Genomic DNA, 21,274 nt, shown 5'->3' with positions numbered 1-21,274 from the left:
GGCGACTGGCATTTCGCAGAAGATGCGTCATCTTCTGGGCTTTCCAAAGGCGCCGATGGGAGGGGCCGCCATCATGCTGCTGTATTCAGCAATGGAGACCGCAGGCCGCGCACCAGCGACCTGGCGCTTGATCACGGACGGGGTCATGGGTGGGGTTTCGTCCGGGCGTCGTCTGGAGGCCGGGTCTGATCAGGATACGTGTAAATTTCAGCAATCTCTGAGTCAGATCGACCTTTCGGCGAGGACTCGCAGCGCCCGAAGCACGAGCGGAGGCGACGCGTCCTCCATGTCGAGCACATAGCGCCCAAAGCGGCGGAGATGCTCGCGCATGTACGGGCTCAGCCCGGCGAGGAGCTCTCGGGTCAGTGTCCAGCCCTCGGCCTCCATGTCGGCGAGGATCTCCGTCAAGTCATGGACGTTGTGCAGCATGATGATGTTGGCGACCAGATCCATGTACTTGACCTGCTTGGTCTGCTCGATCGGGTCGCCGCTCTTGAGCCCGGGTCCGCCGAAGCCGATCCAGTCGAGGAAGTCGTTGTAGGACTCCACCTTGGTCGTCTCCGCGCGGATGCTGCGGCGTAGATCGGCCTCGGAGATGTAGCGCAGCAGGAAGTGCGTTCGCACCACCCGTCCCAGCTCGCGGAAGGCCCGATTCAGTTTGTTCTGGCGGCTATGGCTACCGAGCTTGCGCAGTAAGGTCGACGGCAGGATCTTGCCGGCTTGGATCGATAGCACGACCTGCATCATGTCCTGCCAGTGGGTCTCGATCAGCGTCCAGTCGATGGACTGGGTGAACAACGCGTCGATGTGCTGGTAGGTGCGCCCCTTCTCCGGCCGGTAGAAGATCACGTCGCTCCAGTTGCGCATGCGCGGAAACAGCTTGATTCCGATGAGGAAAGCCAAGCCGAAGACCGGTTCGCTCTGCCCCTGCGTGTCGGCATGGAGGACGTCCGGCTCGATCTCTGAGCGCTGCTCGAGCAAGGCGTCGAGAATGTAGACCGCCTCCCAGACACCGCAGGCGATGAACTTGCTGAACAGTGCGATGTAGGTCGCGGAGATGTGGTGGTAGGCAATGCCGCCGAACCCACCGTAGCGAATGTGGCGCTCACCGAGCAGGTTGTTCTCGCGCAGCTCCATCTGGGTACCGTCGGCGATCACCACCTTGTCGGATCCCCAGCAGCTCGGCAGCTCGAACCGCCGATACTGGTTGACGATGTCCGCGGCCGCGGCCTCAAGCTTGTTGGCATCGACGTGCTGAGCATTGATGCGGTGCAGACTCTGGCGACTGAGGCTCTCGGGGGCATGTCGCGCCGTCTCGCTTGCGCCGAGATTGCAGCCGAATCCGAACACGGTGAACAGGTAGCGGCGCACGGCATCGGACAACTTCGGGTCCGAGTCGGAGGGCGGGCCGAAATGAGGTGTGTACGGCACCCAGTGATGGACATGCCTCAGGACATCGAGCAGGTGGCGCTCGGGCATCCGCGCGCGCACCGCCTCTTGAAACGCCTTCAGGTCTTCAGGGGGTGGCGTGGCGCGTTGCAGTTTCAGGTGCGGTGTCCCATCCGCATCAAGGCTGAGCGCGCTGTTGGCAGGAAATCCCTGGTCGACGCTGTCGGCCAGCGCGCTGAGCTGCTGACGCAGCTGGGCGACCAGCGCCGGTCCCGATACCGGGATCTCCACCGCCTCACAGTAGGCGTGCAAACGCTCGGCGCACTCGGTCCAAGGCAGTAGCTGAGCTCGGTAGTCGGCGTAGGAGAACGAGCCCGGCACGAACAAATCTCCGGCTTGGAGCGCCTCGGCGATGTGCGTGAAGATGCAGACTTCCAGGGCGCGGCGGTCCAGCGCCGGGTTCCCATGGGCATCCGTGGTTTCGACAAAGGCGCTCCAGCGCAGCGACAAGAAGCCAAGGTCGATGTCACGGGGCAACGTGGCTTGGCGGGCTCGACGATGATGCAGAACGTATCGCCAGGCCTCGATCAAGGCACTGTCTTGCGTCGCCGAGGCCAATCCGATCAGCTCCAGCACGCGAAACAGCGCCGAGCGATGGTCCGCGTGGAACGGCCAAAGCAACGGCAGGTGGTTGTCGTGGTGATAGGCGGAGACGGATTCGACTTGGGCGCCGAGCAGATCGACGCCGCCTTCAGCGTCGAGCACCTGCCGGACGCGGCGCCCGAGATCATGATCGCTACACTCGTCTTTGGCTTGGGACAGCACCTGTCCGAGGACGCCGATCAGCGATTCTTCCAGTCCGAGCCTTCATCTTTCAGGGGTTTACGCGCGGGCCGCCGAGGGTACCAAAACAAAATGTTTTTGGTATACCCTTACCTGCATGGGTAAGCGGGTTGCCATCTATGCCAGGGTCTCGACGGGCGAACAGACGCCAGACAATCAGCTCCAAGAGCTGAGAGCTGTCGCCGAACGCATGGATTGGCGCGTCGCCGCCGAGTACATCGACCACGGCATCAGCGGTGCCAAGGGACGGGACCGGCGACCAGGATATGATCAGCTTTACGACGCCATCGTGCGGCGGGAGATCGATCTGGTAATGGCTTGGTCGGTGGATAGGCTGGGGCGGTCGCTGCAGCAGCTCGTCGCTCTGCTGTCTGACCTTCAGTCCAAGGGCGTCGATCTATACCTGCACCAGCACGGCATCGACACCACGACGGCGGCCGGAAAGGCCATGTTCCAGATGTGTGGTGTGTTTGCCGAATTCGAGCGAGCCATGATCCGCGAGCGGGTTCGCGCCGGGCTCGAGCGTGCTCGGGCACAGGGCAAAACCCTCGGCAGACCCCGCATGCCAGAGATCGTCGAGGAACGGATCCGAACGGCGCGTCGACAGGGGAAAGGCATCAAGAAGATAGCCACTGAGTTGGGTATCGGCGTCAGCACGGTGCAGCGAGTCGTGCACGGACCGGCCCCGAATCCAGCACCTTGACTCCGCAACCTGAATCCGTGAACACCATGAGCGAAGCCATGACGACCACGATCACCTTCGACTTCGATGCATCGGCCTTCGGCGCGTTGCGCCTGGCACCGAGGGAGTTCGCGCGGGAGATGCGCATCGCCGCGGCGGTCCAATGGTACGCACAAGGGATCGTGTCGCAGGGAAAAGCCGCCGAGCTCGCCGAGCTGACCCGAGCGGAATTCTTGGAAGAGCTCCACCGCCGCAAAGTCCCGGCTTGCCAAGTCACGGCTGGCGAACTCGCCGACGAGATCCATGGCGCTTAGCCGCTGGGTCGTCAACGCCTCGCCGTTGATCTTGCTTGGCAAGGTCGAGCAGCTCCCTCTGATTGGCGCCTTGGCGGGAGAAATAGCGGTACCCAGAGCGGTGATTCGAGAGGTCAGCGCCAAACCGGACGGCGAGCGCACGGTTCAGACGCTGGCAGCCCTCGAGTCGACGATCGTCGTGGACGACGAAGCCCCACCAGTGAACATCCTGAGCTGGGACCTGGGTGCTGGGGAAACCCAAGTCATCAGCCATGCCGTCGCGCATTCCGCCGACCGCGTCGTGATCGACGACTTGGAAGCCAGGCGCTGCGCAAAGGCCATGGGGCTCGCAATCATCGGCACCCTGGGTATCGTGGGCCGTGCAAAGGTCAGTGGGTTGATCGACCAAGCCGAGCCGGTGATTCGGAGACTGCGGGAAACAGGGCTCTACGTTTCAGACGACTTGGTCCAGAAGCTCCTTCGGGAAGTGGGCGAAAGCACGGCCTCTGGGCAAGATTACTAAAATTTGCACGTATCCTGATCAGACCCGTACTACAGCGTCACCACCAAAGGCGCCGGCAGTGCGGACGAGGAGGTCACGGTCACCGCCGCGGCCTTGGTGATCGCTCGCGGCAGCGCCTTTGCCACCGCGCTCGACGGCCGGGCGATGAAGACGCTGACCATCGTTGCCGACAGCGTCGCGCTGCAGATGGCCATAGCCTTCCCGGGGACCGAGCTGCACATCCACGCCCGCGAGCTTGTAGTGGGCGAGAACTGCAGCTTCTCCACCCGGCCGGCCGACTATCCGGCCCCGGCTGCACCCGGGAAAGACGGTGCCGACGGGCGGCGTGGCGGCATCCTGATCAGACTCGGAGGCGGAGCGAGACGGCCAGCCCTGCCCGTGCATGCAGGCTGAGGTGAGCACGGAGAACAACGGCGGCTTCGTCCAAATGGCCCTGGACCTGGCGGATGGCGAAGCCTTGGATGCCAGCAGCTACGCCGGTCTGGAGATCGAGGTCTTCGGCAACGGCGAGCGCTACAATGCCCACCTGCGGACCACAGACACCCGGCTGCCCTGGCAGGCCTACCGCGCGAGCTTCTCGGCCGAGCCTCAGTGGCGGCGGCTCCTTCTCCCCTTCAGCGACTTCGCGCCCCACCGCATCGACCAGCCCTTGCGACGGGATCGGCTGCGCCGCCTCGGTCTGGTCGCGATCGGCCGGCCCTTCACAGCTGAGCTCTGCGTGGCGCGGGTAGCGCTCTATCGGGGCGACGACTGAGGTCCGCTGCCGTGGGAGCGCCGCCCCGGCGCGACGGGCGTCAGGTCGCGGCGACAGCATGGTGCCGCTGTCGGCAGGGCGTTCGTGCGCCCGCCGCAAGACCGGCTAATCACCCCCAATTCGTACAGTTTTCACCTCTCGTGCTCGATGTCTATACTCGGCACTCATCGATAAGGGCCGGCAACGCCTGTCGCCATTGACGGCAGCCGTCGAGCCACGAAGGCGGAAAGGACAGAAAGCAGCACCAGAGAGTGATTGCTGTACATCCTTCGCCCGCCAGGTGCGCCTTATCGGGGGCACGAGCCAATGAAATCATTACGTGCTCGTCTCGGCTCGGCCGCGCTTCCTCGCTTCGCCAGTCGTCCGCGTCGGTTTGTGGCTCGTCACCATCTGCTGCGTCTACATAGTGGGGTAGCTTCGAATGGATCGCACACCTTTCCTCTACGCGGGCCGCTCTGTGGTCGATGGCTCGGCGCCACCCGGTGGTCGGCGTCGTCGCATGGCGCCGTCGTTGTCTCGCCCGCGGCCGTCTCCGTCTCGGATCAGCTTCGCCAGAGGCGTCGCCGTGCTCCTGGCCGCGGCTTGCTTGTCTCGGGTCGCGCTTGCGGATCTCACGCTCGCCACCGCCGTCACGCCCAACCCGGTCGAGCCAGGCGAGAGCTTTATGATGGCCTTGACCGTTACCAACACGGATACCTTCGACCGCTCCGATGTCGTCCTGAGCCTGCGCTACCCTGAGCAGCTGAGCGCGCTCGCCTATCGTTTCGCGAGTGACGGAGGCGTCTGTGCGCCGGGCAACGTCTATTGCGACCCTAACGAAACGCTCGCTTGGAGTCTAGGTACGCTGCGCGCGGGCGAGGGCCGCACGGTCACCGTGCCGCCAAGCGTGCTCGCGGATGTCCCGTCGGGCTCTGCGGTCGATTTTGCCCGCATCGAGGTGACGGACAGCTCTGGTGGTCTCGTCAGCGCGAGCTACGTCCTGCCGGTGGTCGCGGACCGGGCCTTAGAGCTGGCGGTCACCGAGGCGATCGAGCCCGTGCAGCCGGGCGGCGACCTGAGCTACCGCTTGTCCTACGGGCACAGCAAGGCCTCCGCCCAGGTCACCGACGCGGAGCTGGAACTCAAGCTTCCCGCTGCTGTCTCGCTCGTCTCCGCCTCTGGCGGCGGTATCTACGCAGATGGCTACGTGCGCTGGGCGCTCGGCACGCTGGGTCCCGGCGAAGGTGGGCGCCAAGAAGTCGTCGTCGCGGTCGACGCCAGTGTCTCGCCGGGCACAGCGCTTGAGGCGCAGGCAAGGCTGAGCGCCGCATCCCAGACCGACAGCGTGATTCGCGAGCTGACGCGGGTGGAGGCCGAGGCGCCGCTGCGGCTGGCCGTCGAGGCCGCGCCCGATCCCGCGGCACCCGACGAGCTCGCCCGACTCGCCCTGACGGTTTCGAACGTGAGCGCCTTTGCAAGATCGGACGTGACGCTAAGGCTCCGCTACCCCCTCGGGCTCGCGGATCTGCGCAATGCCTACATCAGTGACGACGGGACCTGTAGCGCGTTCGGCAACGCCTATTGCAACCCCATGGAGTGGGCGACCTGGAGCCTCGGTGACCTGGCGGCGGGCGCCGGCGTCACCGTCACCCTGCCGCCTAACATCGCCTCTGACGCCATGGCCGGCGCGCTCGTCTCCTTGCGCCCAGTCGCGACCGACAGCAGCGGCCTGCACGTCGAGTCAGGGCGCACCATACTGGTCGGCGAGAGCTCGCTAGAACTGGCCGTGGCCGAGGCCCGGGATCCGGTTCAGCCGGGCGATACTCTGACGCTGGATATTAGTGCCAGCAACAGCCAGCCCTCCACCTCCGCCACCGGCCTGCGGCTCGAGCTGCCACTGCCGCCGCATACCGGCCTCGACTCGGTCTCCGGCGGTGGGCTGTTGCAGGGCGATCGGCTCGTCTGGGACCTGGGTGCCCTCGACGCCAGCGAAGTGGCCCAGCGCCGGGTATTGCTCACGGTCGACCCGGCTGCGCCGCTCGGGAGCCTGCTCGCAAGTCAGGCTCGCCTGACGGGCGCGGGGCGCCCGGAGGTGCGGGACGACATGGTCAGCCGCGTCGCGTCCGAGGTGCCCCTGCGGTCGATCATCGAGGTGCGCGACCCCGAGTTCGCGGCGCAGCCGGGCGACACACTGGATACCTGGCTGACGGTCGAAAGCCTGAGCAGCTTCGCGCGCTCGCACGTCATGCTGCATCTGCGCTACCCCGAGTACCTGGATGCCTTGAGGAACGACTTCATCAGTGACGAGGGCGGCTGTGAGGCATTCGGCAACGCTTACTGCGATACGCGCGAGTGGGCTGCCTGGACCTTCGGCAGCTTCGCTGCAACCGGCCTCGAGGAGGTGGATTTGCCGCCGGTCGTTAGCGCCGACGTCGTGCCCGGCAGTCTCGTCTTCTTCGACGCGACGGTGTCGGACAGCACCGCACGCTCGCGTGCCGAATATGTCTTCCCAGTTGGAACGATCGTCGACGAGCCGGCGCCGGCGGACGCCTTTCGGCTGCAGGTCGCCGTGTCCGGTAACGGCACGGTCACCAGCGCGCCGTCCGGAATCCTCTGCCCGGGCGCCTGCGGGGCCGATTACCTCGCTGGCACAGCAGTGACGCTGGCGGCGGAGCCCGGCACTGGCGCCAGCTTCACGGGCTGGAGCGGAGACTGCGTTGGGGCCAACCCGACCTGCAGCCTCGACATGGCCGCCGCGCGCAGCGTGTCCGCCAGCTTCCAGGGCGGCGACACGCCGGTCGAGCGCGATACGCCATGGCAGGTCGCCGAGATCTATATCGCCACCATGGGCTATGCGCCTGACAACGACGGCCTGCAGTACTGGGTCGACCAGATCCAGACGGTCGTCGCCTGGACGCCAGATACCGTAGCGCAGAGCTTCTTCGATCAGCCGTTGGTGCAGGCGCAGTACCCGGAGAGCGCGGGCTTCGGTCCCTTCATCGATGCGCTCTACCGCAACATCTTCGGTCGGGGCGCCGATTCCCAGGGCTACGACTACTGGCTCGCGGAGCTCCAGTCCGGGCGCGTCTCGCGCGACCAGATGATCAACGCCCTCATCAACGGCGGCTGGGCCAATCCGAGTCCTGAGGCGCAGGAGGACATGCAACGCTTCGGCAACCGCGTCCAGGTCGGTCTCGCCTTCGCCCGATACCAGGCCGAGAACGGGATCAGCTACAACCAACTGTCCTTCGATGACCAATCGGCGCTCCGTCAGGCCGGCTATGACGTGCTTCTCAACGTCACGGCAGATGCGGCGACCCGGGACGCGGCCATCGCGTCCATCCCTGGCCTGCTCGGCCCCTTGGCCGACTGAGGCCCATGGGCTTTGGGGGGCTTGGGGGCGGGGCGGGCGTCTCCGCCCCGCAGCGCCTCGTCCCTCCCCGCTGAGAGGGCGCGGCGAGGCCGATCAACCCGAAGAGAGCGCTTGAACCGCGAGGAGCGCGAAGGGTTTCAATGCGTTGTGCAGCGGATGTTGCTCAGCCTGACCACGCCTTCACCGGCTCCACCACTCGCCGGCCATCCGCCCGGTCGCCGTGGCAGCGCCGCCCTGGCGCGATGACCACTCGGTCGCGGGGAGGCGCCGCTCCCAGCGATCGAGCGAGCGGCCTATCCGACCATCAAGGCCGACTCTCGGTGATTGTCTGACACGCAGATAGAGCCTTCCGGCTAGGGGATCACCCTTGTTGTCACGACTGTTTAGACCCCTCGCCAAGACTGCCCTGGCGATCTGCGTCCTGGCTGTGGCCTATCTCGCCTTCGCGCCGCTAGAGACACCCCCAGGCTTCTCATACGATAAGGGCAACCACCTGCTCGCCTTCTTCGTCATGGCGTGGCTGGCGGATATCGGCTGGCCGGGCAGACGCTATGAGCTGCCGCGCTGGAGATGGCTGCTGGCCTATGGGCTTCTGATCGAGCTGGTCCAGCGCGGGCTGCCGTTTCGCGAGTTTTCCTCGCTCGACCTCCTGGCGGACGCCCTGGGGATCGGGCTCTATGTCCTGCTGCGCCTGGCCGCCGAACGGTTGTGGCTCAAGGGTCGAGGCGAGTCCGCTGGTCCGCTTGGCGTGGGCTGGCTGCGGGGCCGGGACTCTTGACCTACACTCTTGGCCCAGAGTTTGGTCCGGCCGGTCCGAGAAAAGGAGATCCACTTGCCTGCTCAACTGAAGGATGCCGTCACCCAATGGCCGACCGGCTTCATGCTGATCCAGGGCAATCGCCTGGAGGATCTGCGCAGCCTCATGGTCACCTGGATGCGGCGCTATCCGCTGGCGCCGCTGGAAGACGAGGTGATTCTCGTCCAGAGCAATGGTATCGCCCAATGGCTCAAGCTCGCCCTCGCCGCCGACCCGGGTGACGACCTGAGCGGCGGCTGCGGAATCGCCGCCGCCGTGCAAGTCATGCTGCCGGCGCGCTTCATCTGGCAGGCCTATCGCGGCGTCCTCGGTGAGCTGCCCGAGTCCTCGCCCTTCGACAAGGCGCCCCTCACCTGGCGGCTCTATCGCTTGCTGGGCGATCTATCGAGCGATCAGCCGACCGCCGAGCCCGGTCTCACGCAGTGCCTGGCCCCGCTGCGCGGCTTTCTCGACGGCGACGACGAGCCGCGTCGCCGCTACCAGCTCGCCGAGCGCCTCGCGGACCTCTTCGACCAGTATCAGGTCTATCGCGCCGACTGGCTGGAGGCCTGGCATTCGGGCCGGGATGTGCTGATCCGACCGAGCGGCAAGGACGAGCCGCTCCCGGAGGCACAGACCTGGCAGCCGGCGCTCTGGCGCATCCTCACGGCGGACGTCGCGGCGGAAGCCGGCCTGGAAGCGGACCCCTTGAGCTTCGCCAGTCGGGCCGAGGTGCACCAGGCCTTTCTGCGGGCCTTGCGCGATGCCGCCGCGGCTCCAGGCGCCTCGGTCGCGCTGCCTCGCCGCATCATCGTCTTCGGCATCTCCTCGCTGCCACGGCAGATGCTCGAGGTGCTGGAGGCGATCTCGCACCATGCGCAGGTCATGCTCTTCGTCCTCAACCCCAGCCAGCACTATTGGGGCGACATCATCGAGGGCCGCGACCTCTTCCGGCAGGCCTACCGCCGCAATCCGGATCGCAAGGTCCCAGAGGCCCTGGACGAGACCGAGCTGCATCTGCACGGCCATCCGCTGCTCGCGGCCTGGGGCAAGCAGGGGCGCGACTACATCCGTCTGCTCGACGAGCACGATGAGCGCGAGCGCTACGAAGCGGCCTTTGATGCGCAAGAGCTGTCGATCGACCTCTTCGACTCGCCGGGCGACCGGACCCTGCTGCAGCAGCTCCAGGACGACATCCTTGCGCTGCGGCCGCTCCACGAGCGCCAGGCCCTGGGGGCGCGCATCGACCCCAGCACCGACCGCAGCATCGAATTCCTCGTCGCCCACGGCCCGCAGCGCGAGGTCGAGATCCTGCACGACCAGCTACTGGACGCCTTCGCGCAGTCGGCAAAGCAGGGCAGCCCCCTGCAGCCGCGCGACCTGCTGATCATGGTGCCGGACATCGACGTCTACGCGCCGCACATCCAGGCCGTCTTCGGGCGGCTCGGCCCCGACGACCCGCGTCGCATCCCCTTCAACATCTCCGACCAGGGGCAGCGCAGGCGCAATCCGCTGCTGATCGGGCTCGAGGCGCTGCTGAGCCTGCCCGGCGCCCGCTTCGCGGTCAGCGAGCTGCTGGACCTCCTGGACATCCCCGCACTGCGCCAGCGCTTCGCCATCGAGGAGCTGGACCTCCCCCGGCTGCGCCAGTGGATCTCCGGGGCCAACATCCGTTGGGGACTGGACGCCGAGCAGCGCGCCAGTCTCGGGCTGCCGGAAGGCCTGGAGCAATGCACCTGGCGCTTCGGCCTGAGGCGCATGCTGCTCGGCTTCGCGGCGGGTGGCGCTGGGGCCTGGCGGGGCGTCGAGCCCTATGACGAGGTCGGCGGACTGGAGGCCGCCTTGGTCGGCCCCTTGGTCCAGCTGCTCGACATGCTCGAGCACTACTGGCAGGCCCTGCAGTCGCCACGCACACCGCGCGACTGGGCCGCCCTGATCTCCCAGCTCCTCGACGACGCCTTCGCCGAGGCCGGCGAGGCCGACGCCCTGGCCATCGCCCAGGTCGAGCAGGCGCTCGCGCAATGGCTGACCGACTGCGCCTGCGGCGGCCTCGACGCCGAGGCCCTGCCGCTGGACGTCGTGCAGGCGGCCCTGCTCCCCGCGCTCGACCAGCCCAGCCTGACGCAGCGCTTCCTCGCGGGCTCGGTCAACTTCGCGACCCTGATGCCGATGCGGGCCATCCCCTTCCGCCAGATCTGGCTGCTCGGCATGAACGACGGCGACTACCCGCGCAACCGCCGTCCGCCCGACTTCGACCTCATGGCGAACGACTACCGCCCCGGCGACCGCTCGCGCCGGGAGGACGACCGCTACCTCTTTCTGGAGGCCCTGCTCTCGGCGCGCGACAAGCTGGTCATCAGCTGGGTCGGGCGCAGCATCCGCGACAACAGCCTGCGTCCGCCGTCCGTCCTGGTCGGGCAGCTGAGGGATCACATCGCGGCCGGGTGGTGCTCGACGAGCCCGGGTGCATCCTTGGTCGACGAGCTCACCCTTGCGCACCCGCTCCAACCCTTCAGCCGCCTCTATTTCACCCCGGGGCGCCCAGAGCGTCTCTTCACCTATGCCTCGGAGTGGCGCCAGGTCCATGGCGCCCAGTCCGCGTCCGAGCCGGCCGTTGAGCCGCTTCCGCCGTGGTTTCCAGAAGGCCCGATCGACATCGGCAGACTCTTCCGTTTCCTCAAGTCGCCCGTCGACGCCTTCTTCAACCAGCGCCTGAGCGTCCCCGCGCCCGAGGAGTCCGCCGTCCTGCCCGATGTCGAGACCTTCAGGCTCGACGGGCTGGGCGCCTGGCAGATCAAGGACGTGCTGATGGCGCAAGCCTTCGAGCCAGGGCTCGGCGAGGAGGCGCTGAATGCCCGGCTGCGCGCCGGGATCCAGCGGCTCCAGGCCCAGGGCCGCCTGCTCGAAGGACCCTTCGGCGGGCTCATGGGGGGCGGGCTGACCGAGGGGCTGCCCGATCTGCACCAAGCTTGGAGCGCGGCGCTGGCCGAGTGGCCGCGGCCGTTGGAGCAGCCCGTGCCCGTCCGGCTGCAGGTCGCCGTCCCGAGCGGTGAGGTGCTGGGCCTGGAGGACAGCATCCTGGATCTGCGTGAAAGCGACAGCGGTCTGGGACAGGTGCTGCTGCAGACCAGCGGCTTGACCAAGAACCGCAAGTACCAGTGGCGCAACGCCATTCGGCCCTGGCTCCTGCACCTCGCGGCCCAGCTCGGCGGTCAGCCGGTGACCACCTGTCTGCTCACGCCCTCGGGCGAGGCGCGTTTCGAGCCCCTCGAGGCCGAAGCCGCGCGTGCCGCGCTCGAGCAGCTGCTCCTCGCCTGGTGGCAAGGCATGCAGCGCCCCTTGCCGGTGAGCCTGGGTGCCGCCATGGCCTGGCTCGACAACGGCGGCCCCAGCGGTCTCTCGGAGGAAGGCCCTCTCCTAGAAGAAGGGCTGGACTTGGAAAAGGCCTGGTACAGAGCGGCACAAGCCTTCGAGCAAGACGTTCAATACAGCGACTACCTCGGCCGCTGCTACGACAGCTTCGAGGCCTTGGACGTGGACGCCTTCGCCGCCTGGGCGCACACCCTCTACGCCAGCCTGTGCAGCGCGATCAAACCAGGGAGCGGCAACCACGCATGAGCCAGACAAAGCAATCTCCACACCTAGGGTGGACAAGCGAAAGCGCAGTCCACCGAGCCTCGCGCCGAGGTCGCCAGATCGCTTTGCGCTTTCAGGCGACGCCGGCGGTGCGCCAGGTGGATTTCGCTCCCGCTCATCCACCCGGCGGGGGGGGCGTCCAAATGACCACTGCCGTTCGACGCCTAGAAGCACTGCGCTTCAGCCTGTACAGCGCGCTAAAACCAGGGAGCGGCAAGCACGCATGAGCCAGACAAGCCAATACAAACACGTAGGGTGGACAAGCCATAGCGCAGTCCACCGAGCCTCGCGCCGAGGTCGCCAGATCGCTTTGCGCTTTCAGGCGACGCCGGCGGTGCGCCAGGTGGATTTCGCTCCCGCTCATCCACCCGGCGGGGGGGGCGTCCAAATGACCACTGCCGTTCGACGCCTAGAAGCACTGCGCTTCAGCCTGTACAGCGCGCTAAAACCAGGGAGCGGCAAGCACGCATGAGCCAGACAAGCCAATACAAACACGTAGGGTGGACAAGCCATAGCGCAGTCCACCGAGCCTCGCGCCGAGGTCGCCAGATCGCTTTGCGCTTTCAGGCGACGCCGGCGGTGCGCCAGGTGGATTTCGCTCCCGCTCATCCACCCTACGGCGGGGGGGCGTTCGCATGAATACCTCCGCCAAACCCCTCGACCCGCTGCGCTTCCCCCTGCACGGCTCGCGCCTCATCGAGGCCAGCGCGGGCACGGGCAAGACCTTCACCCTGGCCATGCTCTACCTGCGGCTCATTCTGAGGCACGGCCAGGAGGATGCGTTTCCCCGCGCCCTGCTGCCGCCGCAGATCCTGGTGGTGACCTTCACCAATGCCGCCACCGAGGAGCTGAGCGATCGCATCCGGCGGCGCCTGGTCGAGGCGGCGGCCGTCTTTCGCGGCCAGGTCGCGGATGCCGACGCCGACCCGCTGCTTCTGCAGCTCCGCGACGAGCTGGGCGAGGACGCGCCCACGCTCGGTGCCTGGCAATTGGAGTGCGCCGCCGAGTGGATGGACGAGGCCGCCATCTCGACCATCCATGCCTGGTGCTACCGCATGCTGCGCGAGCATGCCTTCGACAGCGGCAACGCCTTCGATCAGCAGCTCGAGGACAACGCCAACGAGCTGCTGCAGGAGGTCGCCGAGGACTACTGGCGCAGCTTCTACCTCGGCATGACGGAGGCCGACCTCAAGCAGATCCTGGGCTACTGGAAGGCCCCGGCCGATCTCGCCAAGCCGGTCCGCGGCCTTCTTCCCTATGCCGACCATCTCCCGTCGGCGGAGCCGCCGGAGCAGAGTCTGCGGCGCTGCGGGGCGGAGCAGGACGCGCTTGTCGTCCGGCTCAAGTCGCAATGGCGTGGCGGGGGCTACACGGATGCCCTGGAGCAGCTCTTCGATGAGGCCGCCGCGAAGGGTGACTTCCGTAAAGCCAGCCTGAACCAGGGCAACCGGGGCAAGGTGCTCAAGGCCCTCCGCGAGTGGATGGATGCGCGGGATCAGGTCGCACCTGCCTTCCTCGAGGGCAAGAGCCAATCCTGGCGCCGGATGTCGTCGCTCGAAGTCAGCGAGATTTGGAAAGATCCCGCCGCCGCGCCGGTCGATCACCCGGCCTGCCAAGCCCTAGCCGCGCTGCCCGAGCAGCTCGGCGATCTTCCCGATCCCTATCCCGACCTCTTGGCCCACGCCGTCCACTGGATCCGGGCGCGTCTGGAGCAGGAAAAGCAGAGGCAAGGCTTGCTGACCCAGCACGACTTGCTGGTGCGGCTGGACCGAGCGCTGGGCTCCGAGCGCGGCGAGCGGCTGGCCGCGGCGATCCGAGAGCAGTTCCCGGTGGCGCTGGTCGACGAGTTCCAGGATACCGACCCGCTCCAATACCGCATCTTCGATACCATCTACCGCATCCGCGACTGCGACCTGGGCCGAGGCTTCTTCATGATCGGCGATCCCAAGCAGGCCATCTATGGCTTCCGCGGCGCCGACATCTACACCTACCTGATCGCGCGTGCGGACACCGCCGACCGGCACTACACCCTGGGCACCAACTATCGCTCCTCGGCCGATCTCATCGAGGCGGTCAACGGCCTCTTCGCGCGCGGCGAGCGGGAGGCCGGGTGCGGTGCCTTCCTCTTCCGCGACGGCGGTGAAGACCCCGTGCCCTTCCGGCCCGTCGCGCCGCGCAAGGGCGCCACGGCTAGCCTCAGGCTCGACGGCAAGCCCTGCGCACCCCTGCGGACCTGGCTGATCGAGGAAGACCTCGGCAAGGGGGACTACAACGCCCAGATGGCACAGGCCGCCGCGCGCGAGATCGTCAGCCTCCTCAGGCTAGGCCAAGAGGAGCGGGCGCTGCTCCCCGATGAGGACGGGACCCAACGCCCCTTGAGGCCCAGCGATCTGGCCGTGCTGGTCAACAAGCGCGACGAGGCGGACCTCATCCGTGACGAGCTGCGTCGTCTGGGGGTGGCCAGCGTCTATCTCTCCGAGCGCAGCAATGTTTTCGCCACGGCCGTCGCCGTCGAGCTGACCGTGTTGCTGCGGGCCATCGCCAATCCGCTCGACGAGCGCCTGCTGCGCCAGGCCCTCGCGACCCGGCTCCTGGGCCTCCCGCTGGGGCGGCTGGACCGGCTCAATCGTGACGAGCTGGATTGGGAAGAGCAGGGCGAGCGGTTCCGCCGCTACCACGAGCTCTGGCGACGCCAAGGCGTGCTGTCCCTGCTCTATCGCGTGATTGCCGACTTCGACGTGGCCGCGCGCCTGCTCCGTGCCTCCGGTGGCGAGCGCGACCTCACGGACCTGCTGCACCTGGGCGAGCTGCTGCAGGCGGCGAGCCAGCAGCTCGATGGCGAGCAGGCGCTGGTGCGCTATCTCGAGGAGTCGCGCGCCGACTCCGAGGACGAGGCGCCCGAGGCGCAGCAGCTGCGCCTGGAAAGCGACGCGCACCTGGTCCGCGTCGTCACCATCCACAAGTCCAAGGGGCTCGAATACCCGCTGGTCTTCCTGCCCTTCATCGCCAACTGCCGACCCAGCAAGGCGGGCGACCTGCCGCTCAAGACCCATGACGCCGACAAGCGCCTGCAGATCCACCTCGGGCAGGACGAGGCGCTCGTCACCCAGGCCGACCGGGAGCGGCTGGGGGAGGACCTGCGCAAGCTCTATGTCGCGCTCACCCGCGCCCGCTATGCCAACTGGCTGGGGCTGGCGCCCACGCTGAACTTCACCGCGTCCGCCCTGGCCTACCTGCTGGGGGCCGGAGAAGCCGATCTCGGCGCCAGGGTGCGCAAGCTCCAGGGCCTGCAACTGCTCCAGATCGCCCAGACAGATCCGCCGTCCTACCGGCCGCAAGCCTCCGCCGCGCTCGAGCCGGCCCGTGCGGCGCCCGATCTCGCGCTCACACCCTGGTGGATCACCAGCTACTCCGCCCTAAAGAAGCAGGCGATGGCGGACGAGGCGTCTGAGTCGCTCCCTGCCGAGTCGGCCGAGACCGCCGGCCAGGAAACGGCCATGGAAGAGACGGGTCCAGCGCCGCAGCCGCCCGATGCCCTGTCACTGCGCCCGGACAAGCGTCTGCACGGGCTGCCGCGCGGCAGCCGCTATGGCACCTTTCTGCACGGCATTCTCGAGTGGGCCGCGGCCGCCGTCGCGACCGATGCGCAGGGCCGGCGGCTGTCCGGCTTCGCCGCGGCCGCGGAGGCGCAAGGGCTCAGGCGCGAGATGCTGGGGCAGCGCTGCAACCTGCGCCACCTGACCGAGTGGATCGCGCCCCTGGATCTCTGGCTCAAGGACTTTCTGGAGCGCGAGTGGGTTCTCGCCGCGCTGCCGGATGCTGAGGGCCAGGCGCCAAGGCTCAGGCTCCGCGACCTGCCGCCCGAGCGGGTCCAGGTCGAGATGGAGTTCTGGCTCGAAAGCCGCTCGGTCGATCTCGGGATGCTGGACCGACTGACCCAAGCACATGTCCTGGCCGGCCGGCCGCGGCCCCGTCTCGAGGCCGACCGGATCAATGGCATGCTCAAGGGCTTCATCGACCTGGTCTTCGAGCACCAGGGGCGCTACTACGTCGTGGACTGGAAATCCAACTGGCTCGGCCCGGACGATACGGCCTACAGCACGGACGCCATGCGCGACGCCATGCTGGAGGCGCGCTACGAGCTGCAATATGTGCTCTACCTCCTCGCCCTGCATCGCCAGCTCAAGGCGCGTCTGCCGGACTATGACTACGAGCGGCACATCGGCGGCGTCGTCTACGTCTTTCTGCGCGGCAGCTACGCCGAGACCCAGGGGCTCTTCATGGATCGACCGCCGCGCCCGCTCATCGAGCGTCTCGATCGGCTCTTTGCGGGCGAAGCCGTAGCGCCCGAGGAGGCAGGGGCATGACAGCCGTCTCTGTTTCGGATCTCCTCGATCGGCTCGCGCATTGGGTGAGCCTGGGTGCACTCAGGCCGCTGGATCTTGCCCTGACCCGATTCGTCCAGGAGCAGGGCGGCGAGGATGATCCAATGGTGCTGCTGGCGATCGCCCTGGTCAGCGAGCGCAACGGACACGGGCATGTCTGCCTCGATCTCGCCGCCGCGCTGGCGCAGCCCGAGGCGCTTCTCGGCCGTCTGCGCGACGACGCGCGCCAAAGCCCAGAGGTGCGGGCCGACCTGGCGGGGCTGCTCGCGGGACTCAGTCCGCGCGATTGGGCAATGCGCCTGGCCATAAGCAGCGCCGTCACCGACCTAATTCCCCTAGGGTGGACGAGCACGGCGAGTCCACCACCGCGCTCGCCTCTTGCGCCCGGTGCTGGTGGACTTCGCGCGGTTGAGGATCGCACTTCGCCTGAGACGCTCGAGCACGCGCCTCGTCCACCCTACGAGCTGCGGGATTCCGACGCCGGGTGGATGGGCGCAGCGAATCCACCGGATTCCGCCACACCCTTCGTCCTCGCCGGCTCGCCTGACCGCACCTTGCTCTACCTCAGGCGCTACTGGAACTACGAGACCCGCATCCGCCAGGGCATCCTGGAGCGCCTGGGGCGGCCCTCGTCGCTCCCCGAGGACAAGCTCCGCAAGCTCTTGGACCTGGTCTTCCAGAGCCAGGATCGCGCCGATCCCTGGCCCAAGATCGCCTGCGCCCTGGCCGCGCGCAGCCCCTTCGCCATCATCACCGGCGGTCCGGGCACGGGCAAGACGACCACGGTCGTGCGGCTGCTCGCGGTGCTCCAGGGGCTGGCGCTGAGCCAGGACGAGCCGCCGCTGCGCATCCGCCTGGCGGCGCCGACTGGCAAGGCGGCCGCGCGGCTCAACGAGTCCATCGCCGGGCGCGTCGCGGAGCTGCCCTTCGCCGAGCTGCCGGATGGCGAGCGGATGCCTGCGGAGATCCCGACCGAGGTGACGACCCTGCACCGCCTGCTCGGCCCCATCCCGGACAGCCGCCACTTCCGCCACCACGCCGGCAATCCGCTCCCGGCCGATCTGGTCGTGGTGGACGAGGCCTCCATGGTCGATGTCGAGATGATGGCCAAGCTCTTCGACGCCCTGCGGCCGAGCGCCCGGCTGATCCTGCTCGGCGACAAGGATCAGCTCGCCTCGGTCGAGGCCGGCGCCGTGCTCGGGGACCTCTGTCAGCGTGCCCGCGCCGCCCATTACACCCGGGAGACGGGGAATTGGCTGGAGCAGGTCACGGGCGCGCGCGTCGCGGCGGACGCTGTCGACCCGGGCGGTCGTCCACTCGATCAAGGCATCGCCATGCTGCGCAACAGTTACCGCTTCAAGGCCGAGGGCGGCATCGGTGCCCTCGCCGAGCTGGTGAACGAGGGCATCCTGGACCACCAGGTCGAGATGGACCGCTTCGGGGCGGTGCGGCAGCTCTTCGCGCGGTCGGCGAAGAAGACGGCGAAGAAGCTCGGCCTGATTCACGAGGTCCGGCTAAAGGGCGAGCATGACCCCGCGCTGGACGCGCTCATCCGCAAGGAATACGGCGCCTATTTCGCCGCCATTGCCGACCACGACCCGGGCGATACCGCCGATGCGCCGGCCATCGACGGCTGGGCGCGGACGGTGCTCGAGGCCTACGCCCGCTTCCAGCTCCTCACCGGACTGCGGCGGGGGACCTGGGGCGTCGAGGGGCTCAATGCGCGCGTGATCGCCGTCCTGGGTGTCCGTCGCCCTCGCGCCGGGCCGGCGCAGCGCGGGGTGAGCGGAGAAGGCTGGGGAAGCTGGTTTCCTGGCCGCTCGGTGCTGGTCACCCGCAACGACTATGGCCTGCGGCTGATGAATGGGGACATCGGGATCACGCTCGAGGTGCCCGTGCGGCGAGAAGACGGCAGGTTGCGGCGCGCCCTGCGGGTCGCCTTCCCCGCCGGTGACGGCTCCGGAGGCATCCGCTGGGTGCTGCCGAGCCGGTTGCAGGCGGTGGAGACCGCCTTCGCCATGACGGTCCACAAGTCACAAGGCTCCGAGTTCGATCACACGGCGCTGGTGCTGCCCGACAAGCCGAGCCCCGTCCTGACGCGGGAGCTCATCTACACCGCCATCACGCGCTCCAAGGACAGCTTCACGCTGCTCTATCGCGCGGACGGCGTGCTGCGCGACGCCCTGGAGCGCCAGGTCCTGCGCATGAGCGGCCTCTCCGCCGCGCTTGCCGTCGCTTCGTAGGGTGGACGAGCGAGAGAGACTGTGAGAGTCATCCAAGCGCACCGCGAAGATCGCAGATTGGTGTAGGTTGGGCCGACGCAGGAGGCCCAACAATCAAAGCGTTAGGCTAGCCGCCATGTTGGGCTTCGTACCTCAGCCCAACCTACGCAGAATTTCTTCACAGTCTCGAGAGCGAAGTCCACCTGGTCTGGCTCCGGTGCTGGTGGACTGCACTGCGTTCGTCCACCCGACGAGGACTTTGCCGATCTATCCGAAGAAGCGCCCGAGCGTGCGCTTCAGCCAGCTCTGACTGAGCACCTTGGAGGCATAGGGCGCGTAGTCGCGGTCGTCGTTCTTGATGTGGTTGGTGAGCCAGATCTGGAGCTCGGATGCGAGCTTGCGTGAGACGTCCTGCCCTGCGTCATGCTGAGCAGCGTATTTGTCGATGTGCGCGGTGAAGGCGTCGTGCACGCGCTTGTGTGAGGCGGACAGCGGGTAGCCGGCCTGCTGCATCATGTCTTCCTCGAAGGCGAAGTGGGTGCGCGTGTAGTCGACCAGCCCCATGAGGATTTCGGTGATCTTATCCTGGTCTCGGCTGGCCCGGGCGGCATCCAGCTCATTGATGTAGTCGACGATGCGTCTGTGCTGACCATCGATGACGTCGATGCCGACCGAGAGGGAATCATCCCAAGTCCAATAGCTCATCGCGCAAGCCCCTAGCCTGACCAATATTCGTCCAAGCTAGCATGGTCCGGGGTGCCGTCCAACGTCGGTTTTTCAGATCTGTGTGCCGGTTCTCATGGAAGTCGTTTGAGCCTAGAAAAAGCCGTCAGCCGCCCGCGGTCAGCCTCCGGCTGTTGGTTGACCGGGGTTTTCCTCATCGAAGCCCTTGCCCATTGGGTAAGCCCGCGCGGGCACCCTGCGCCGGCCAACCGACTGATCCTAAATCCTAGATTCGGCAATCGGAACCGCAAAGGCGCGAAGGACACGAAGAAAAACAGAGGCTTGCATTGCTGCGTCGCTTCACCCTCTGGGTGAGCATCGCTTCGCAGACAAGGTGTTGAAATCCTTTGCGCTCTTTGTGCCCTTTGCGGTTCAACTGCTCTCTTTAGGCAAATGGCTGGCTGCTGGCTGCTGGCTGCTGGTAGCTCTTTTCAGGTTGAGTGATCAGCGCCCGTCGCGGTACGGCTTGATGTCGACCACGGGCGTATCCGCATAGGCGTCGATCTGGTCGATGACGATGAGGTTCCCCTGAACCGACAGCACCCGGCAGCGGCTGAGCGCGATGAGGTTGGGACGCAGGGGCGCGCGGGTCGCGAAGACCCCGCGCAACGGATTGGCGGGGTTGCCCCTGGGGTGCACCTGCAGGATCGAGCGCTGCTCTGGCGTGTCGTTGCGGTCGAGCCAGTAGAGCACCCAAATGGACTCCAGCCCGTCGACGCCCAGCAAGGCATCCGCGTATTCGGGCGCGATCTGGATGCTGGTCTGTCCGTCCGCCTTTCGGACCCAGCCGACGGGCTTCATCTCCATCGTTTGCGCCATCCCCCCGGTCGATACGGCGCCCAGCAGCAGCGCCAAGAGCCAGCCCCATCTCGGCTTATGCAGAAGACTCTTCATTGTCGCGTCCTCCTTTGACGAACGCTTGCCAAAGCGCCGCCGCTTGCGGGCGTCAGACCGACCGCAATGGACCGGGTCCCTCCCGGAAGCCTCCAGTGCGCAGGGCTTCCAGCCAGAGCGACTCGCCGTTGCGGCGCTTCATGTCGAGTATGGCGGCACGCGGCTGAGCGCGCACCTCGCGGGTGATGACATCCATGACCCAGCCGTGGGTGATGATCAGCGTCCTCTCTTCGGGGGCTTCGGCGGCGATCTGGATCAGCGCCGCCATGACCCGGTGCGCGAAGGCGTCCATGGTCTCGCCGCCCGCGAAATCGCAGGCCGGATTGCGCCGCAGAATCTCCTGGTGCAGACCGGGATGCGTCACCAGCAGCTCGGCCTTCGGCATGCCCTGCACGTCTCCGAAATGGCGCTCCTTGAGCCCGTCAGAGGCGCGGGGGGCCGGCAGCCCCAAGTCCGCCGCGACGATCTCGGCCGTCTCCAAGCAGCGGCACAGCGGGCTGGAGCAAACCTGCGTGAAACCGGCCCCAGATAGCGCTTGAGCGAGGGCATGGGATTGCTCCCGGCCCCGATCGTTGAGCGGCACATCCGTCCATCCCTGCAGGATCCCACTGTTGTTCCAGTCCGTCTCGCCGTGGCGGGTCACGCAAAGTCTGGTCACTGTCGTCATCGGGTCTGGAAGCGCTCACCAAGGAAACGAAGGGGGCAGTGCGGCCTGGCAAGGCCGCGTGTTCTAGCGGGTGTGACTCCCGCCTGGGTAATCGTGCGCCGCGAGCCCAGTATCG

General features: G+C 67.1%; 14 protein-coding genes. 10 read left to right on the top strand and 4 right to left on the bottom strand.

Translation table 11 applies throughout. The annotated features are described in order from the left end of the window. Positions 1-222: 222 nt before the first annotated feature. Complete coding sequence (locus G3446_RS04850) at positions 223-2,214, bottom strand: Tn3 family transposase (protein WP_164451280.1); 1,992 nt, start codon at positions 2,212-2,214, stop codon at positions 223-225. A 115-nt stretch (positions 2,215-2,329) separates the two neighbouring features. On the opposite strand from G3446_RS04850, the gene G3446_RS04845 reads away from it, so the two are divergent. From G3446_RS04845 to recD, 10 genes are all read left to right on the top strand, one after another. Beyond that, positions 2,330-2,935, top strand: coding sequence for a recombinase family protein (locus G3446_RS04845; protein WP_164451380.1), 606 nt, complete (start codon positions 2,330-2,332; stop codon positions 2,933-2,935). A 38-nt stretch (positions 2,936-2,973) separates the two neighbouring features. Next, on the top strand, positions 2,974-3,228 hold the full coding sequence (locus G3446_RS04840; protein ID WP_164451279.1) for a UPF0175 family protein: 255 nt from the start codon (positions 2,974-2,976) through the stop codon (positions 3,226-3,228). Then, positions 3,218-3,730 (top strand): PIN domain-containing protein, encoded by a 513-nt coding sequence (locus tag G3446_RS04835; protein WP_164451278.1) that lies wholly within the window; start codon positions 3,218-3,220, stop codon positions 3,728-3,730. Before G3446_RS04840 ends, G3446_RS04835 begins: the two co-directional genes overlap by 11 nt. Positions 3,731-3,874: 144 nt before the next feature. After that, entirely contained in the window at positions 3,875-4,123 is a 249-nt protein-coding gene (locus tag G3446_RS04830; RefSeq protein WP_164451277.1) for a hypothetical protein, read from the top strand. Position 4,124: 1 nt separating this feature from the next. Then, complete coding sequence (locus tag G3446_RS04825; protein ID WP_209262267.1) at positions 4,125-4,484, top strand: CIA30 family protein; 360 nt, start codon at positions 4,125-4,127, stop codon at positions 4,482-4,484. 565 nt (positions 4,485-5,049) lie between these two features. Beyond that, positions 5,050-7,836, top strand: a complete 2,787-nt coding sequence (locus G3446_RS04820; RefSeq protein ID WP_164451275.1) for a DUF4214 domain-containing protein — start codon at positions 5,050-5,052, stop codon at positions 7,834-7,836. Between the two features lie 370 nt (positions 7,837-8,206). Next, a complete protein-coding gene (locus G3446_RS04815) occupies positions 8,207-8,614 on the top strand; it encodes a VanZ family protein (protein WP_164451274.1) in 408 nt (135 codons plus the stop codon). Positions 8,615-8,716: 102 nt separating this feature from the next. Further along, a complete protein-coding gene (recC, locus tag G3446_RS04810; protein ID WP_164451378.1) occupies positions 8,717-12,250 on the top strand; it encodes an exodeoxyribonuclease V subunit gamma in 3,534 nt (1,177 codons plus the stop codon). 653 nt (positions 12,251-12,903) lie between these two features. Beyond that, positions 12,904-16,635: an exodeoxyribonuclease V subunit beta gene (recB, locus tag G3446_RS04805; protein ID WP_164451273.1), complete on the top strand. Its 3,732-nt coding sequence runs from the start codon at positions 12,904-12,906 to the stop codon at positions 16,633-16,635. Next, the gene (gene recD / locus G3446_RS04800) at positions 16,632-18,896 is read left to right on the top strand and encodes an exodeoxyribonuclease V subunit alpha (RefSeq protein ID WP_245232307.1); all 2,265 of its coding nucleotides are present in this window, start codon (positions 16,632-16,634) and stop codon (positions 18,894-18,896) included. The genes recB and recD overlap by 4 nt, the downstream gene beginning before the upstream one ends. Before the next feature lie 246 nt (positions 18,897-19,142). On the opposite strand, the gene G3446_RS04795 is transcribed toward recD, so the two are convergent. The 3 genes from G3446_RS04795 to G3446_RS04785 all read right to left on the bottom strand — a co-directional run bounded on the left by G3446_RS04795 (position 19,143) and on the right by G3446_RS04785 (position 21,159). After that, positions 19,143-19,580 carry a bacteriohemerythrin gene (locus tag G3446_RS04795; RefSeq protein ID WP_164451272.1) on the bottom strand — a complete coding sequence of 146 codons (438 nt, stop codon included), beginning with the start codon at positions 19,578-19,580 and terminating at the stop codon, positions 19,143-19,145. Between the two features lie 462 nt (positions 19,581-20,042). Further along, entirely contained in the window at positions 20,043-20,492 is a 450-nt protein-coding gene (gene tsaA / locus G3446_RS04790) for a tRNA (N6-threonylcarbamoyladenosine(37)-N6)-methyltransferase TrmO (RefSeq protein ID WP_167757065.1), read from the bottom strand. Positions 20,493-20,544: 52 nt separating this feature from the next. Next, positions 20,545-21,159, bottom strand: a complete 615-nt coding sequence (locus G3446_RS04785; RefSeq protein ID WP_164451271.1) for a histidine phosphatase family protein — start codon at positions 21,157-21,159, stop codon at positions 20,545-20,547. Positions 21,160-21,274 lie beyond the last annotated feature (115 nt).

Origin of the sequence: Thiorhodococcus minor (assembly GCF_010820565.1) — a bacterium.
GTDB classification, from domain to species: domain Bacteria; phylum Pseudomonadota; class Gammaproteobacteria; order Chromatiales; family Chromatiaceae; genus Thiorhodococcus; species Thiorhodococcus minor.
Note: the sequence above shows the minus strand (reverse complement) of the source record. Positions and strands in the feature narration are given on the sequence as shown.